We start from the raw sequence: 15495 nt of genomic DNA, 5'->3' as shown, positions 1-15495 counted from the left end.
TGCCTGCTAGCTGGAGCAGCTTACCTCCAGCGTTTTTCCCCACTCCGGCGGCCGCTGGCGCAGTTCCGGACTGATGGCCGCCTCGTTAAACGGCTGCTGCAGCGCCAGATGTAATCTGGCCAGCGCCGCCGTTTCCCCCTGCTCAACCTCATCGATCACCTGCTGGGCCAGATAGTTGCGCAACACCAGCGCCGGGTTAGCCGCTTTCATGACTGCCTGACGCTGCGCATCGCTGACGCCATCCTGCAGCAGGCGCTGGCGATAGCCGTGATACCAGCGGTCGAAGGCGTCACGGTCGATAAACTCATCGCGGAGCGGTGAACGCGTCTCTGCCTGCTGCGTCTCGCTCAGCAGACGGAACGTCAGGGTGTAATCGCTGTGCTCTGCCGTCATCAGCGCCAGCAGGTCAGTGAGAATAGCGTTATCCCCCGCATCGGCGGTCAGCAGCCCGAGCTTCGCGCGCATTTTCTCGCCCCACACCCGCATCAGCTCGCTCTCGTAATGGCTGAGCGCTTGTTTCAACTGTTCAGTGCTCAGCAAACCGGACAGCGCATGCGCCAGGCGGTTAAGATTCCACAAGCCGATCATCGGCTGGTTGCTGAAGGCGTAGCGCCCCTGATAATCGCTGTGATTACAGATGAAATCCGCATCGTAGTCATCAAGGAAACCGTAAGGCCCGTAATCGAGCGTCAGGCCGAGGATCGACATATTATCGGTATTCATCACGCCATGCGCGAAGCCGACGCTCTGCCACTGGGCAATCAGGCTGGCGGTGCGTTTGACGATATCGGTAAACCACAACAGGTAGCGATCGGCCTCCTGCTCCAGCTGCGGCCAGTGATGATGAATCGCGTAGTCCGCCAGCTGGCGCACTTTCTCCGGCTCGCCGCCGTAATAGAAATGCTCGAAGTGACCAAAACGCAGATGGCTGTCGGCGATGCGCATCAGCATCGCGCCGCGCTCGCGGGTTTCACGCTGGACCGGTTCGTTGCCAATGGCCAGCGCCAGCGCGCGCGTGGTCGGGATGCCAAGATGGTGCAGCGCTTCCGAGGCGAGAAACTCGCGCACGCTGGAACGGATCACCGCGCGGCCATCGCCCATGCGTGAATAGGGGGTCAGGCCCGCGCCTTTCAGATGCCAGTCAAATTTGCGGCCGTCGGCCAGTTGCTGTTCGCCAAGCAGCAGACCGCGTCCGTCGCCCAACTGACCGGCCCACACGCCAAACTGGTGCCCGCTGTAGACCTGCGCCAGCGGCGACATGCCGGGAAGCAACGCTGCGCCATACCACACGCCGTGGCCTTTGCCAGCAAACAGCGCGGCATCCAGGCCCATCTCCTGCGCCAGCGCGGCATTATGATAACACAGCCGCCCGCCGGCAAGCGGCGTTGGGTCCAGCGCGGTGTAGAATCCCGGCAACGTCTGCTGCCAGCTATTAATAAATTGCATCGACACTCCGGAAGGTGCGCAACGGTGCGCCACCCGCATTGCGTTTAAAGATAAAGCGTAGTCTACCGTCGGGGGGACGGAGAAGACAGATGAAAGGTTACTGCTGTGAAGGCGTGGTGAGCGTGACGTGCGGATAGATGAGATCGCTTAACCGTTCCGCTTTAACCACCGGGAACAGACTGCCCTGCAGCTGTGCGCCACTCAGGGAACTGACTTTCTCCAGCAGGGCATTATCGTCAACGCCACAAATAATTATTTGCGGGGCGTAAGCGGAAAAATTATCGATAACAGTCTGAATAAATGGCGTAAATGAGGCACGTTTCGCCAGCGCATGAATAAACGCTTTGTCCATTTTTAACACGCTAAACAGATTTTCGTATACTGCCGTAGCCGGGGCTTTTCCTGCCCCAAATTGAGAAAGCGATAAGCGAAATTCCTGTTGCAGGCGTGCTAACAGCGGCTGCTTTTTACCAGCCGATAATTGCGGAAACGTTTCACTGATATCCAAAACAATAAAGGGAAGTTGTTTAAATTTCCTTAAGAGAAACTCACTGGCCAATAGCGTCGTGGCCATAGATTCATCAATACGAACCAGCGCGATAATTTGATGTAACTCAAAAAAGTCACGGTACTTTTCCAGCAGCACTAACTGGCTCTGCAGCAAACGTAATTGCTGGGCATCGTCAAGCTGCGGCAACAGCAAGTCCTGCGGCAGCGTAATCGGCGCACTGTCATGAACAAACTGGGTGACCAGCTCAACCGCAGTCAGCTGGCCCGCCAGAGAATAGGCAGGATAAAACCAGGTTTCCGACTGATAGTCGGCAGATAAATGGACTTTCATTTTTTACAGCCAGATGCAGTGGCAATTGGCGCATCGTATATCAATGAAAACGGTCAGGCAATAGGACCAAACGTTAGAAGAGACGCCGTTTTCTGTCTAATTACCGACTTTTCTGCATCAAATAATACTTAAGCCAAATGATCCAGGTTAATGTCCATACTGATTAAATTCACTGACGTCTATTTTTAGTCGCAAACCCGATTGCGGTAAAGTGCCATTTTAAATGAGAGTTATATCTGGCGGAAAAAAACAAATAAATCGGATCAAAACCCATCTGTTTATTACGCCTTTTTTTAACACTAAGGGGTTAAGCGGATTAGATGCGACGCGCCTGCCAGAATACTTTGCGCCAGTAAACATTATCCAGCGAGGAGCGGATCACGCCCTGGCTGGTGGAGGCGTGAATGAAGGTATTGTCGGTGTCATAGATGCCTACGTGCAGGCCATTTTCGCCGCTGCCGGTTTTGAAAAATACCAGGTCGCCGGGCAGCAGATCGCTTTTATCGATGCGCGTGCCGATATCAGTCTGATCAATCGTTGAGCGCGGCAGCTGCAGGTCAAAGCGGTCACGAAAGGTCAGGTAGACAAAGCCAGAGCAATCCACGCCACCACGGCTTAATCCGCCATAGCGATAAGGTGTACCGCGCCAGCGGCTGAGCTGATCGTTAAGTTGCGCAATTACGGTGATGGAGTCAGACAGACGGCCATTGGGCGGCGGCGCATGATGGCTACAGCCCGCCAGCAGCAGCACGAGGAGAAACAGGGTCAGCCGCATCAGAATAGTCCTTAAAAACGTCGTCCGGCTGACACTGTAGCGACAAAGCGGCGCGGCGCGCAAGTCAGGGAAGATAAAGCAGCGGCCCCTGTGGCGTCTCCAGCTGCACGAATTCGGCCTGATAAAGCGGTTCCAGTCGCTCGGCGGTCAGCACCTCGCGCGCCCTGCCCTGACTGACTACGCGGCCCTGATGCATCAGCCAGACGCGATCGGCATGGCGCAGACTGTGGTTGAGATCGTGTCCGCTGGCCACAATGCCGATGCCGGCCTCGCTGAGCTGCAACAGCAGCTTATCCACCGCGCGCTGCTGTGCGATGTCGAGCGCGGTGAGCGGCTCATCCAGAATCAGTAACGCACCGCGCGGATTAATTGCCGGATGGATCTGCAGCACCACCGCCGCCAGGCGCACCCGCTGCCACTCACCGCCGGAGAGCTGCGCCAGCGGACGCGTCAGCTTATCCTGCAAGCCAAGCTGCTGCAGCAGGTCAGTGAGCGTCGCCTGCGCGTAGTCGCCACCCGGCGGGCTGTGCAGCCGCAGATAGTGCCACACCGGCAGCGCCGCAGGTGCCGGCTGCTGCTGCGGGAGCCAGGCGCGCTGCTGCGCCAGTGCGGCACCCGACCAGCTTCGCAGCGGCTGGCCGGCCAGCGTCAGCTGCCCTTCAGCGTCGAGCAGGCCAGCGAGCGCGGTCAGCAGCGTGCTCTTGCCGGCGCCGTTAGGGCCGACCACGTGCACACGCTCACCGCGGCAGAGCGTCAGCTCCCCCGCGCTCAGCCGTCCGGGCACGCGCAGGTCGTGGCACTGCAGCAGCATTACGCCGCCAGCGCCTGCTCAATGCGTTTCAGAATGATCGGATCGTCCGGCGTCATGTCCGGCGAGAAGCGCGCGATCACCTCACCCTGTTTGTTGATGAGGAACTTTTCGAAATTCCACAGGATATCGCCCGGCGCTTTCGGCGCGCGGCCTTTGCTCTCCATGCGCTCAAGGAAACCGCTGCCTGCCGGGCGTTCGGCTTCCGGCTGCGCGGCGACCAGCTGACGGTACAGCGGATGACGCTGCTCGCCGTTAACCTCCGTTTTGTCGAACAGCGGGAAGGTTACGCCGTACGTGGTGCTGCAGAAGGTTTTGATCTCTTCGTTGCTGCCCGGTTCCTGCTCAAGAAACTGATTGCAGGGGAAGCCCAGCACGCTGAAATCTTTGTCCTGCCAGGCCTTCTGCAGCGACTCCAGCTGTTCATACTGCGGCGTCAGGCCGCATTTTGATGCTACGTTAACCACCAGCAGCACCTTGCCCTGATACTGTGCCAGCGTGGTTTTTTCACCGTCCAGCGTAACCAGTTCTGTCTGATAAAGGCTCATCGTCGATTCCCGTTGTTGATTGCACTGTGCCAGCCGCAGCTAGCGCGAAGACTTCACTAATAACATGATAAACAGCGGCGCGCCGAGCGTGGCAGTGACCACCCCAATTGGCAGCTCGGCCGAGGTAAGCACCAGCCGTGCCAGAATGTCCGCCGCCAGCAGTACCGCCGCGCCCGCCAGCGCCGCGGCCGGCAGCAGGTAGCGATGATCGCTCAGGCCGCTGAGGCGCAGCAGATGGGGGATAACCAGTCCGACAAATCCAATCGAACCGGCCATCGCCACGCTGACGCCCACCAGCCAGCCCATCGCCAGCACCAGCAGATTGCGCCACAGCAGCAGTGGCAGGCCGAGCTGCCGCGCCGAAACCTCCCCCAGCGCCAGCAGATTAAGCGTTCGAGCGCTGGCCAGCAGCGCCAGCGTCACCGGCAGCAGCGCCAGCATCATCCAGCCGTAGCGCCAGTCGATACCGCTAAAGCCGCCCATCATCCAGTACATCAGCTGGCGCAGATCGAGGCTGGTGCTAAAGTACACCGCCCACGTCATGATGGCGCTACAGATAATGCCGAGCGCCACGCCGGTCAGCAGCAGACGGCTGGCCGACAGCTGACGATGGGCAAAATGCAGCAGGATCAGCGTGATCAGCAGCGCGCCCGCCATCGCTGCCAGCGCCAGGCTCCACAGTGCGCCGTTACCCAGCAGCACCGCCAGCACCAGGCCAATGCCGGCACCGTTCGATACGCCCAGCAGCCCGGGCTCCGCCAGCGGATTGTTGAACAGCGCCTGCATCACCACGCCGCAGACTGCCAGCGCCGCGCCCACCAGCAGCACCGCCAGGGTGCGCGGCAGGCGCAATTGCCAGACGAACAGATCGCCGCTGGCAGAAAACCATTGCAGCGGAGATATCCAGCTGTCGCCCGTGCACAGACTGAGCACCAGCAGCAGCAGCACTGCGGCAGTAAGCGCGCCGAGCCAGCGCCGGCTGCGACGGTCGGCCTGTTGGGCCAACTGATCCAGCAGAGTCATAAGTAAGATTGGCTGAGAAAACAGAGATTTGATTGTAGAGAGATTACGCTAAAAAGAAAGCCGCGCCTGCAGCGTGGTGCCGGGATTGCGCGCATAAAAAAGGCCGCTGAGCGGCCTTTTTGTCATACTGAAATCAGTCAGCATCCTTGGGTGACGCGTTCTCCACGCGACTTTTCAACTTCTGCCCCGGACGGAATGTCACCACGCGGCGGGCGGTGATTGGAATATCTTCCCCCGTCTTCGGGTTACGGCCCGGACGCTGGTTTTTGTCACGCAGATCAAAATTACCAAATCCGGACAGTTTTACCTGTTCTCCGTTTTCCAACGCGCGGCGAACTTCTTCGAAAAAAAGCTCTACCAACTCTTTGGCATCGCGTTTGCTCAACCCGAGTTTTTCAAACAGGTACTCTGACATTTCAGCTTTTGTAAGCGCCATAGGTTCAATCCCTCAAGGTTGCCTGGAATCGCTCTTTTAATGCTGCAACGCATTTGGCAACGGTCGCAGCAATCTCCTCTTCTTCGAGTGTCCGGCTGGTATCCTGCAAAATCAGGCTAATCGCGAGGCTCTTTTCACCCTCGTTTACGCCCTTACCACGGTACACGTCAAACAAGTTTACGCCAACTACCTGATTTACGCCAACTTTCTTACACTCCGCGATGATATCTGCTGCGGGCACATTTTCAGCCACTACCACAGCGATGTCACGGCGGTTTGCCGGGAAGCGTGAGATCTCGCGCGCGTCAGGCAGGACGCGGTCTGCGACCTTATTCCAAAGCAGTTCAAACACTAAGGTGCGGCCGTTAAGATCCAGCTTACGTTCCAGCTCCGGATGAACCACCCCGATAAATCCGATTCGTTCGCCGGCTAAATAAATGCCTGCACTCTGTCCCGGATGCAGCGCCGGATTGGCTTCTGCACGGAACGAAATCGCGTCGAGTTTACCGGTCAAATCCAGCAGCGACTCTAAATCGCCTTTCAAATCATAGAAGTCAACCGTCTGGCGCGCCAGATCCCAGTGCTCTTCGTAGCGGTTACCGCTCAGCACGCCCGCCAGCATAAGATCCTGACGGATGCCGAGATCGGCCTGCGTATCAGGCACAAAGCGTAAACCGCTCTCAAACAGGCGCACGCGGCTCTGCTGACGGTTCTGGTTATACACCACGGCGCCGAGCAGACCGGTCCACAGCGACAGGCGCATCGCCGACATATCGCTGGAAATCGGGCTGGGCAGAATCAGCGCTTCTTCGCCCGGATGCAGCAGCTGCTGCACTTTCGGATCGACAAAGCTGTAGGTAATCGCTTCCTGATAGCCTTTATCCACCAGCAGGTTTTTGGCACGCTTCAGCGACAGATCGGCTTCACGGTGCTGGGTCATCAGCAGGCTGGCTTTCACCGGCACATCCGGAATGTTGTTGTAGCCGTAAACGCGCGCCACTTCTTCGACCAGGTCTTCTTCGATGGCCATATCGAAGCGCCAGCTCGGGGCGACGGCCTGCCATTCGCCGTTGCCGACGGTGACGTCACAGCCGAGACGGGTCAGGATATCGGTCACCTGCTCATCCGCAATGACGTGGCCAATCAGGCGGTCCAGCTTCTCACGGCGCAGCGTAATGGTGGCGCGCGCCGGCAGTTTGCTGGCATCGGTCTGATCGATAACCGGGCCGGCTTCGCCGCCGCAAATCGCCAGCAGCAGCTGAGTGGCGCGCTCCAGCGCCTTATGCTGCAGCGCCGGATCGACACCGCGCTCGTAGCGGTGGGAAGCATCGGTATGCAGACCATGACGACGCGCACGGCCGGTGATCGCCAGCGGATCGAAGAACGCGCACTCAAACAATACATTCTGCGTCGCTTCGTTGACGCCGGAGTGCTCACCGCCGAAGATGCCACCCATCGCCAGCGCTTTGTGGTGATCCGCAATCACCAGCGTATCGCTGTGGAGGGTCGCTTCGCTGCCGTCGAGCAGCGTCAGGGTTTCCCCCTCTTTCGCCATGCGCACCACGATACCGCCGTCAATGCGGTCGAGATCGAAGGCGTGCATCGGCTGACCGAGCTCCAGCAGCACGTAGTTAGTGATATCCACTACTGGATCGATCGAGCGGATACCGCAGCGGCGCAGTTTTTCGCGCATCCACAGCGGCGTTTCAGCTTTCACGTTTACGCCTTTTACCACGCGGCCCAGGTAACGTGGGCAGGCATCGGTGGCGTCAACGCGAATCGGGAAGGTGTCGCTAATGGTGGCTTTAACCGGCTCGATGACCGGCGCCTGCAGCGGCAGGCCATTAATCACCGCCACGTCACGCGCGATACCGATGATGCCCAGACAGTCGGCACGGTTCGGCGTCACGCTGATTTCGATGGTGTTGTCATCCAGCTGCAGGTACTGGCGAATATCGGTGCCCACCGGCGCATCGGCTGGCAGCTCGATAATACCGTTGTGATCGTCAGAAATCCCCAGCTCGGAGAACGAGCACAGCATGCCTTCTGACGGCTCACCGCGCAGTTTTGCCGCTTTTATTTTGAAATCGCCTGGCAGCACGGCACCAACAGTCGCCACCGCCACTTTCAGGCCCTGACGGCAGTTTGGCGCGCCGCAGACGATATCCAGCAGGCGGTCGCCACCCACGTTGATTTTGGTGACGCGCAGTTTGTCGGCGTTCGGGTGCTGGCCGCACTCCACCACTTCACCCACCACGACGCCATGAAACGCCCCTGCCACCGGGTCGACGCCGTCGACTTCCAGACCGGCCATGGTGATTTGCTCAGACAGCGCGGCGCTGTCCAGGGCTGGATTTACCCATTCGCGTAACCAGAGTTCACTGAATTTCATTGGATAACCTGCCCTTATTTAAATTGTTTGAGGAAACGTAAATCGTTTTCGAAGAAGGCGCGCAGATCGGTCACACCGTAGCGCAGCATGGTCAGACGCTCCATGCCCATCCCGAAGGCGAAGCCGGAGTAGATTTCCGGATCGATGCCCACGTTGCGCAGTACGTTCGGATGCACCATGCCGCAGCCCAGCACTTCCAGCCATTTGCCGTTTTTACCCATCACGTCCACTTCCGCTGACGGTTCGGTGAACGGGAAATAGGACGGGCGGAAGCGAATCTGCAGGTTCTCTTCGAAGAAGTTGTTCAGGAAGTCATGCAGCGTGCCTTTCAGATTGGTGAAGCTGATGTCTTTATCGACAATCAGACCTTCCATCTGATGGAACATCGGGGTGTGCGTCTGATCGTAATCGTTACGGTAAACGCGACCCGGCGCGATGATACGAATCGGCGGCTGCTGATTTTTCATGGTGCGGATCTGCACGCCGGAAGTCTGGGTGCGCAGCAGGCGCGTGGCATCGAACCAGAAGGTGTCGTGATCGGCGCGCGCCGGGTGATGCCCCGGAATATTCAGCGCATCAAAGTTGTGATAATCGTCTTCAATTTCCGGACCGGTCGCCACCGCGAAACCCAACTCGCCGAAAAAGGTTTCGATACGATCGATGGTGCGGGTCACCGGATGCAGACCGCAGTTCTCGATACGGCGTCCCGGCAGCGACACGTCGATAGTCTCAGCCGCCAGGCGGGCATTCAGCGCCGCGCTTTCCAGCGTATCTTTACGCGCGTTGAGACGGTCCTGTACCTGCTGTTTGGCATCGTTGATGACCGCACCGGCCGCCGGGCGCTCTTCCGCCGGCAGTTCACGCAGGGTGGTCATTTGCAGCGTCAGGTGCCCTTTTTTACCCAGAAATTCGACGCGCACGGCGTCCAGGGCGGCGATATCCGACGCCTCGTCGATGGCGGCCGTGGCACGGGCCACCAGGTCTGCGAGTTGGGACATGATTTCCTCTTCTTCCAGCCGGGCTGGTCAGTTCTCGTTGGGATCGTGCGATCCGATTAAGTGTCGCCGGAAACAAAAAAGCCTCCACGAGGGAGGCTTTCAGCGCGATTTTTCGTTTCTTTTCTTATGCGCAAAAGCCCCTGACGATCAGGCGCTAAAGTAAAAAAAGAAACGGAAAATAGCAGCGTGCATGCTTGCGTTACCTTGTCTTGATAGAAACCGCACTATTGAAATGCCCTGCGGCTAAAATGTCAATCATTTGCGTGGGTTGCAGGCAATAAAAAAGGGAGCAAGCTCCCTTTTTTACCTGACTTACGCCAGAGCTGATTTTGCTTTTTCAACCAGTGCAGTGAATGCCACTTTGTCGAATACAGCGATGTCAGCGAGGATTTTACGGTCGATTTCAATGGACGCTTTTTTCAGGCCATTGATGAAACGGCTGTAAGAGATACCGTTCTGACGCGCCGCAGCGTTAATACGTGCGATCCACAGCTGACGGAACTGACGCTTACGCTGACGACGGTCGCGGTAAGCATACTGACCAGCTTTGATAACAGCCTGGAAGGCAACGCGGTAAACACGTGAACGTGCACCATAGTAGCCTTTAGCTTGTTTTAAGATTTTCTTGTGACGTGCGCGAGCAATTACACCACGTTTTACGCGAGCCATGTGAGCTCTCCTATATCATATTCTGTGATTTCCCCATCATCTTTCGTGCCGCAGTGGCGTTGGCTGCCTTCATTCATCCCGGTCACTTACTGATGTAAGCGCAGGGATTCATTCCGTTGCCGCCTGACTGCAACCCGAAATCTATCGGGGAATTAAAAAAGGGTTAACTTATGCGTACGGCAGGCAGGCAACAACCAGACCCAGATCGCCTTTAGACACCATGCCTTTTGGACGCAGGTGACGTTTACGCTTAGTAGACTTTTTAGTCAGAATATGACGCAGGTTTGCGTGCTTACGCTTGAAGCCGCCAGAAGCGGTCTTCTTGAAGCGCTTTGCGGCGCCACGTACAGTTTTAATCTTTGGCATTTTTACAAATATCCACTTCGCATTGTTAATAAAATGAACCAGACAGGCGAATAAAAATCCGCGCAGCGCGAACGCTACGCGGCATTATTACTTGAAAGCCTACTGTTTCTTCTTAGGTGCGAGCACCATAATCATCTGGCGGCCTTCGATCTTCGTCGGGAAGGATTCGACCACTGCCAGTTCATTCAGATCTTCTTTCACGCGGTTAAGCACTTCCATACCGATCTGTTGGTGCGCCATCTCACGACCACGGAAACGCAGCGTGATTTTGGCTTTATCGCCCTCTTCCAGAAAACGAATCAGGCTGCGGAGTTTTACCTGATAGTCGCCTTCATCGGTACCAGGACGGAATTTGATTTCCTTAACCTGGATAACTTTTTGCTTCTTCTTCTGTTCCTTAGAAGATTTGCTCTTTTCATAAAGGAACTTGCCGTAATCCATAATGCGGCAAACCGGCGGTTCGGCGTTCGGGCTAATTTCAACTAAATCTACGCCAGCTTCTTCTGCTTTCTCAATCGCTTCGCGCAGTGAGACAATGCCAAGTTGCTCGCCGTCTACGCCAGTTAAGCGCACTTCGGTGGCACGGATTTCGCCGTTGATACGGTTCGGACGCGTCGGTTGTACTCGTTTTCCGCCTTTAATAACCTTATTCCTCTAATTGGTGAAGATGTCGGCTGCGAATCTCTTGTTGCAGCTTCTCAACAAACACATCTACGTCCATGCTCCCGAGGTCTTTACCACGGCGGGTGCGCACGGCAACCTTGCCTGCTTCCACCTCTTTCTCACCGCAGACCAGCATGTAAGGGACGCGACGTAATGTGTGCTCGCGGATTTTAAAGCCTATCTTCTCGTTTCTCAAGTCTGCTTTGACACGAATGCCAGCATTCTGCAATTTCTTCGTCAATTCACTGACATATTCTGCCTGGCCGTCGGTGATATTCATCACCACTGCCTGTACCGGCGCCAGCCAGCTCGGGAAGAAACCGGCGAACTCTTCGGTCAGAATTCCGATGAAGCGCTCCATCGAACCCAGAATCGCACGGTGAATCATCACTGGCGTCTGACGATCGTTGGTTTCGCCCACGTAGGTGGCGTCCAGACGTTTCGGCAGGGAGAAGTCTAGCTGAACGGTGCCGCACTGCCAGGCGCGGTCGAGACAATCGTGCAGCGTAAACTCAATTTTCGGGCCGTAGAAGGCGCCTTCACCCGGCTGATATTCGAACGGAATGTTGTTCTCTTTCAGCGCTTCGGCGAGGTCCACTTCGGCACGATCCCACATCTCATCGCTGCCAATGCGCTTCTCAGGGCGCGTCGACAGTTTCACCACGATTTTTTCAAAACCGAAGGTGCTGTACATGTCATAGACCATGCGGATGCAGCTGTTCACTTCATCACGCACCTGATCTTCAGTACAGAAGATGTGGGCGTCATCCTGGGTAAAGCCGCGCACGCGCATCAGACCGTGCAGCGCACCTGACGGTTCGTTACGGTGACAGCTACCGAACTCCGCCATACGCAGCGGCAGGTCGCGGTACGATTTCAGACCCTGGTTAAAGATCTGCACGTGACCCGGACAGTTCATCGGTTTGATGCAGTATTCACGGTTCTCGGAAGAGGTGGTGAACATCGCTTCTTTGTAGTTGTCCCAGTGCCCGGTTTTTTCCCACAGCACGCGGTCCATCATGAACGGACCTTTCACTTCCTGGTAGTCGTACTCTTTCAGCTTGGTGCGCACAAACACTTCCAGCTCGCGGAAGATGGTCCAGCCGTCATTGTGCCAGAATACCATACCCGGTGCTTCTTCCTGCATGTGGTAGAGATCGAGCTGCTTACCGATTTTACGGTGATCGCGCTTCGCGGCCTCTTCCAGACGCTGCAGATACGCCGCCAGCTGTTTCTTATCTGCCCAGGCCGTACCGTAAATACGCTGCAGCATTTTGTTGTCGCTGTTGCCGCGCCAGTAGGCTCCGGAGATTTTCTGCAGTTTAAAATGATGGCAGAAACGCATATTCGGCACGTGCGGACCGCGGCACATGTCGATGTATTCTTCATGGTGATACAGGCCAGGACGATCGTCATGGCTGATGTTTTCGTCGAGAATAGTGGTTTTGTAGCTCTCGCCCCGCGCGGCAAACACGTCACGCGCTTCCTGCCAGCTCACCTTCTTCTTCACGACGTCGTAATTGGTCTCAGCCAGCTGGTGCATGCGCTTTTCCAGCAGCTCAAGATCTTCCTGGGTCAGCGTATGGTCGAGATCGACATCATAATAGAAGCCGTTATCGATAACCGGGCCGATGGCCATTTTGGTATTCGGCCACAGCTGTTTGATCGCATGCCCTAATAGGTGCGCACAGGAGTGACGAATAATTTCCAGACCGGCTTCATCTTTCGCGGTGATGATGGCGACCTGCGCATCGCTGGTGATCGGATCAACCGCATCCACCAGTTCGCCATTGACGCGACCGGCAATGCAGGCTTTCGCCAGACCCGGACCGATATCCAGCGCAATGTCCATCACGCTGACCGGACGGTCAAATACGCGCTGGCTGCCATCAGGAAGAGTAATTACTGGCATTTCATATCCTTAATTGCAGTGGTAAGCCACACGAAAGCCTACATGCAACACTGAGTTTTGTTTGGTTAACCTGGCGCGATGTCAGACCCACACTGTCGGAATGACGCCAGGCGCGTAAAGCGGCAACGATGATAACAGCTTTCCGCAGTGAGCAAAACCCGCGAAGAAATGCGCTAAGCCAAAGAGAGATCAAAAAAAACCGCCGCGCGGCACAGGCCGGGCGACGGTATAACAATGCGCTCTGGTTTACATCGCGTAAGAGAGCTGGACCGTGGTTTTGGTGTCGGTACGGTCTGGCGCAGATTCTGGCGGATTGTTATTCCAGGTGACGTTGTAGCCCAGTTTCAGCGCGAAGTGGTCGTTGATCGCCACCTGCAGTGCGGTTTCGGAGTTCAGCGTGGTGTCTTCACCAAAGCTGCTCAGCACCGACACACCCTGGATGAATTTAGTGGTGTCAGTCAGCTGCCACTGATAGCTCAGCGCGCCGTAGCCCAGTGCTTTGGTTTCGTGGCCGCCATCGTGGAAGTCATCGTAACGTACACCCGGACCGAATTCAGCACGCAGCGAGTGCACCGGACCGTTGAGGATCTGACGACCGTAACCGGCGGTCAGAACATCGCGTGAATCATAACCGTTCAGGCGGTCGCTCAGCCAGCTCGCCTGACCGAACAGGTAGTCAGCGCTGTTGAGGTTGTAACGGCTACGGCCACCGATGTTATAGGTTTCCGACGAGCGCTCATCGTTGGATGAGGTATTCGCGGCGTTACCCCACAGGCTGTACGCCGTTGAGGTCTGATACCAGGTCATGCTGGTTGACGCGGTCAGCGATGAGCTGGTGGTGTTACCGGTCTGTGCCAGGTAACCGGCTGACGCGGTGCCTTCAAACGGTTTTTTTGCCGTAGAAGGGTCATCCATTGAGGTGAAGACAGCGTTATCTGCAAAGGCCTGGTGACAAAATGCTCCGGCGGAGAGCAACAAAACAGCGGACAGCTTATTGAAGGCTTTCATTAAATGGTAACCCGTACGACAGTTGAAAAAGAGATGAGTCTGGAGAATTTTCCCGGGCAATCAATGCAATTTACGGTAAGTTTTGTAAAAAAGTATGAAAGCACCAGAATCGCCAGGTTTTGCGCTGGCACCGCGTGTGGATTGGGAATCTTCCCATTTCCGGCGCGCATTATAGGCGGCAAATAACCAAATAACAGCTTAAATGCTACAAGAATTTTCTGCCGACCCTGACAGGACTTTACGCTGTGCGCCGCCGGGCGATTGTGCAGAATTCGCTCTATCGCAGGCGCTGGTCTACGCTGAAATCTGTTCGATAACAATGAGGTGAAAAGATGGGCGATCATGATCTCAAGCGTTACGTTGTCACCTTCCGTTATCAGGAAAGGGGTCTTGGCGATCTGCAGGCGCTGAATAGCGCGATGGTTAACGGTGGTTACAGCACCACGTTACACGATGCGGACGGCCATCCGCACGAGCTGGGCACCAACAGCTTTGGCATTGTGAGTGCGCTGGAGGAGCAGGCGCTGGCGGAACACGCCGCCGGGCTGGCGGCAGTGGCACTCGATCAGCAGCCGGACGCTGATGTCACCACGCTGGAAGCGTTTCTTAAAGCGCAAGCCTGACGCAATCCGCAATTTGCGCATTGCCGCTGGAGTTGTGCAAGTTTTGCGCGTTACAATCGACCTTACGCAGCGAATAAAGAGGATTACCCGATGTGGTCAGCCATTAGTCGTCTGTTAAGCGAGTACGCCGGCGATGCCGAAATCACCGAACGTCATGAGTTGCCCGGTGGCGATATTCATCCGGCGTGGCGCCTGCGCTACGGTGAGCTGGAGGTGTTCGTCAAATGCAACACGCGCGACATGCTGACGCTGTTCAGCTGGGAAGCCGACCAGCTTGATCTGCTGGCGCGTACCCACACGGTGCGCGTGCCGAAGGTCTACGGCGTCGGTAACGATCGTGACACCAGCTTTCTGCTACTGGAATACATTCCCCCGCAGCCACTCAACGCCCAAAGCGCATTCCAGCTCGGCCAGCAGCTGGCCCATCTGCACCAGTGGAGCGAGCAACCGCAGTTTGGTCTCGACTTCGACAACAACATTACCACCACGCCGCAACCCAACAGTTGGTTACGCAAATGGTCGGTGTTTTTCGCCGAACAGCGCATTGGCTGGCAGCTGCAGCTGGCGGCGGAGAAAGGCGTGCACTACGGTGACATGGAGTTGATCGTGGATTGCGTGCAGCGCAGCCTCGCTAATCACCATCCGCAACCGTCGTTACTGCATGGTGATTTGTGGCCGGCCAACTGCGCCGGCAGCGCCAGTGGCCCGTGGCTGTTCGATCCCGCCTGCTACTGGGGCGATCGCGAATGCGACCTGGCGATGCTCAGCTATTACGCCGATCTGCCGCGCCAAATTTATGAAGGGTATCATGCGGTGTGGCCGCTGCCGGAAGGCTTCTCGCAGCGTCAGCCGGTATATCAACTCTACTATCTGCTCAACCGCGCCAACGTCTTTGGCGGCAACTGGGCCGGCGAAGCGCAGTTCGCTATCGGCCAGTTGCTGGAGGAGGATGCGCTGGGCCAGCGCCAGGTCAGACCGGCCTGACGC

The 15495-nt window shown here is 56.7% G+C and carries 17 protein-coding genes and 1 other annotated feature; of the genes, 2 read left to right on the top strand and 15 right to left on the bottom strand.

Features of this window, described 5'->3' with window-relative positions:
- Positions 1–6: 6 nt before the first annotated feature.
- From C1Y42_RS04255 to C1Y42_RS04190, 15 genes are all read right to left on the bottom strand, one after another.
- Positions 7–1446 (bottom strand): YdiU family protein, encoded by a 1440-nt coding sequence (locus C1Y42_RS04255; RefSeq protein WP_104092869.1) that lies wholly within the window; start codon positions 1444–1446, stop codon positions 7–9.
- A 97-nt stretch (positions 1447–1543) separates the two neighbouring features.
- Entirely contained in the window at positions 1544–2287 is a 744-nt protein-coding gene (locus tag C1Y42_RS04250) for an EAL domain-containing protein (RefSeq protein WP_021506240.1), read from the bottom strand.
- A gap of 316 nt (positions 2288–2603) precedes the next feature.
- A complete protein-coding gene (locus C1Y42_RS04245) occupies positions 2604–3062 on the bottom strand; it encodes an NlpC/P60 family protein (RefSeq protein ID WP_021506241.1) in 459 nt (152 codons plus the stop codon).
- Between the two features lie 64 nt (positions 3063–3126).
- Positions 3127–3873, bottom strand: a complete 747-nt coding sequence (gene btuD, locus C1Y42_RS04240; RefSeq protein WP_104092868.1) for a vitamin B12 ABC transporter ATP-binding protein BtuD — start codon at positions 3871–3873, stop codon at positions 3127–3129.
- A complete protein-coding gene (locus C1Y42_RS04235; protein WP_058769691.1) occupies positions 3873–4418 on the bottom strand; it encodes a glutathione peroxidase in 546 nt (181 codons plus the stop codon). The genes btuD and C1Y42_RS04235 overlap by 1 nt, the downstream gene beginning before the upstream one ends.
- 39 nt (positions 4419–4457) lie before the next feature.
- A complete protein-coding gene (gene btuC, locus C1Y42_RS04230; protein WP_104092867.1) occupies positions 4458–5441 on the bottom strand; it encodes a vitamin B12 ABC transporter permease BtuC in 984 nt (327 codons plus the stop codon).
- A gap of 133 nt (positions 5442–5574) precedes the next feature.
- On the bottom strand, positions 5575–5877 hold the full coding sequence (gene ihfA, locus C1Y42_RS04225) for an integration host factor subunit alpha (RefSeq protein ID WP_021506246.1): 303 nt from the start codon (positions 5875–5877) through the stop codon (positions 5575–5577).
- 4 nt (positions 5878–5881) lie between these two features.
- A complete protein-coding gene (gene pheT, locus C1Y42_RS04220) occupies positions 5882–8269 on the bottom strand; it encodes a phenylalanine--tRNA ligase subunit beta (RefSeq protein WP_021506247.1) in 2388 nt (795 codons plus the stop codon).
- A gap of 14 nt (positions 8270–8283) precedes the next feature.
- Positions 8284–9267 (bottom strand): phenylalanine--tRNA ligase subunit alpha, encoded by a 984-nt coding sequence (gene pheS, locus C1Y42_RS04215; protein ID WP_104092866.1) that lies wholly within the window; start codon positions 9265–9267, stop codon positions 8284–8286.
- A gap of 71 nt (positions 9268–9338) precedes the next feature.
- Positions 9339–9464 (bottom strand) — a sequence feature (Phe leader region).
- Positions 9415–9459 (bottom strand): pheST operon leader peptide PheM, encoded by a 45-nt coding sequence (pheM, locus tag C1Y42_RS23365; RefSeq protein ID WP_121626058.1) that lies wholly within the window; start codon positions 9457–9459, stop codon positions 9415–9417. (Overlaps the previous feature by 45 nt.)
- Positions 9465–9579: 115 nt before the next feature.
- A complete protein-coding gene (rplT, locus tag C1Y42_RS04210; protein WP_010616241.1) occupies positions 9580–9936 on the bottom strand; it encodes a 50S ribosomal protein L20 in 357 nt (118 codons plus the stop codon).
- A 168-nt stretch (positions 9937–10104) separates the two neighbouring features.
- Entirely contained in the window at positions 10105–10302 is a 198-nt protein-coding gene (gene rpmI, locus C1Y42_RS04205; RefSeq protein ID WP_006118955.1) for a 50S ribosomal protein L35, read from the bottom strand.
- 99 nt (positions 10303–10401) lie between these two features.
- The gene (infC, locus tag C1Y42_RS04200; RefSeq protein WP_058757673.1) at positions 10402–10944 is read right to left on the bottom strand and encodes a translation initiation factor IF-3; all 543 of its coding nucleotides are present in this window, start codon (positions 10942–10944) and stop codon (positions 10402–10404) included.
- A gap of 4 nt (positions 10945–10948) precedes the next feature.
- Positions 10949–12877: a threonine--tRNA ligase gene (gene thrS, locus C1Y42_RS04195; protein ID WP_021506250.1), complete on the bottom strand. Its 1929-nt coding sequence runs from the start codon at positions 12875–12877 to the stop codon at positions 10949–10951.
- A gap of 246 nt (positions 12878–13123) precedes the next feature.
- Complete coding sequence (locus C1Y42_RS04190) at positions 13124–13885, bottom strand: YdiY family protein (protein WP_031279185.1); 762 nt, start codon at positions 13883–13885, stop codon at positions 13124–13126.
- A 332-nt stretch (positions 13886–14217) separates the two neighbouring features.
- Here C1Y42_RS04190 and ghoS point away from each other — a divergent pair, with 332 nt between their 5' ends.
- Both ghoS and C1Y42_RS04180 read left to right on the top strand, forming a co-directional pair.
- On the top strand, positions 14218–14508 hold the full coding sequence (gene ghoS / locus C1Y42_RS04185) for a type V toxin-antitoxin system endoribonuclease antitoxin GhoS (RefSeq protein WP_058776251.1): 291 nt from the start codon (positions 14218–14220) through the stop codon (positions 14506–14508).
- Positions 14509–14598: 90 nt separating this feature from the next.
- On the top strand, positions 14599–15492 hold the full coding sequence (locus tag C1Y42_RS04180) for a fructosamine kinase family protein (RefSeq protein ID WP_058769688.1): 894 nt from the start codon (positions 14599–14601) through the stop codon (positions 15490–15492).
- The last annotated feature ends 3 nt before the right edge of the window (positions 15493–15495 follow it).

This window comes from Pantoea sp. ICBG 985 (assembly GCF_002928365.1).
GTDB classification, from domain to species: Bacteria; Pseudomonadota; Gammaproteobacteria; order Enterobacterales; family Enterobacteriaceae; genus Pantoea; species Pantoea dispersa.
Note: the sequence above shows the minus strand (reverse complement) of the source record. Positions and strands in the feature narration are given on the sequence as shown.

Bases quoted from the DNA above. Each gene is read 5' to 3' on its own strand.
- C1Y42_RS04180 (WP_058769688.1), top strand. From the start codon at position 14,599: ATGTGGTCAGCCATTAGTCGTCTGTTAAGCGAGTACGCCGGCGATGCC.
- rpmI (WP_006118955.1), bottom strand. From the start codon at position 10,302: ATGCCAAAGATTAAAACTGTACGTGGCGCCGCAAAGCGCTTCAAGAAG.
- btuC (WP_104092867.1), bottom strand. From the start codon at position 5,441: ATGACTCTGCTGGATCAGTTGGCCCAACAGGCCGACCGTCGCAGCCGG.
- C1Y42_RS04255 (WP_104092869.1), bottom strand. From the start codon at position 1,446: ATGCAATTTATTAATAGCTGGCAGCAGACGTTGCCGGGATTCTACACC.
- thrS (WP_021506250.1), bottom strand. From the start codon at position 12,877: ATGCCAGTAATTACTCTTCCTGATGGCAGCCAGCGCGTATTTGACCGT.
- C1Y42_RS04250 (WP_021506240.1), bottom strand. From the start codon at position 2,287: ATGAAAGTCCATTTATCTGCCGACTATCAGTCGGAAACCTGGTTTTAT.
- pheT (WP_021506247.1), bottom strand. From the start codon at position 8,269: ATGAAATTCAGTGAACTCTGGTTACGCGAATGGGTAAATCCAGCCCTG.
- ihfA (WP_021506246.1), bottom strand. From the start codon at position 5,877: ATGGCGCTTACAAAAGCTGAAATGTCAGAGTACCTGTTTGAAAAACTC.
- btuD (WP_104092868.1), bottom strand. From the start codon at position 3,873: ATGCTGCTGCAGTGCCACGACCTGCGCGTGCCCGGACGGCTGAGCGCG.
- C1Y42_RS04235 (WP_058769691.1), bottom strand. From the start codon at position 4,418: ATGAGCCTTTATCAGACAGAACTGGTTACGCTGGACGGTGAAAAAACC.
- rplT (WP_010616241.1), bottom strand. From the start codon at position 9,936: ATGGCTCGCGTAAAACGTGGTGTAATTGCTCGCGCACGTCACAAGAAA.
- ghoS (WP_058776251.1), top strand. From the start codon at position 14,218: ATGGGCGATCATGATCTCAAGCGTTACGTTGTCACCTTCCGTTATCAG.
- C1Y42_RS04190 (WP_031279185.1), bottom strand. From the start codon at position 13,885: ATGAAAGCCTTCAATAAGCTGTCCGCTGTTTTGTTGCTCTCCGCCGGA.
- pheS (WP_104092866.1), bottom strand. From the start codon at position 9,267: ATGTCCCAACTCGCAGACCTGGTGGCCCGTGCCACGGCCGCCATCGAC.
- C1Y42_RS04245 (WP_021506241.1), bottom strand. From the start codon at position 3,062: ATGCGGCTGACCCTGTTTCTCCTCGTGCTGCTGCTGGCGGGCTGTAGC.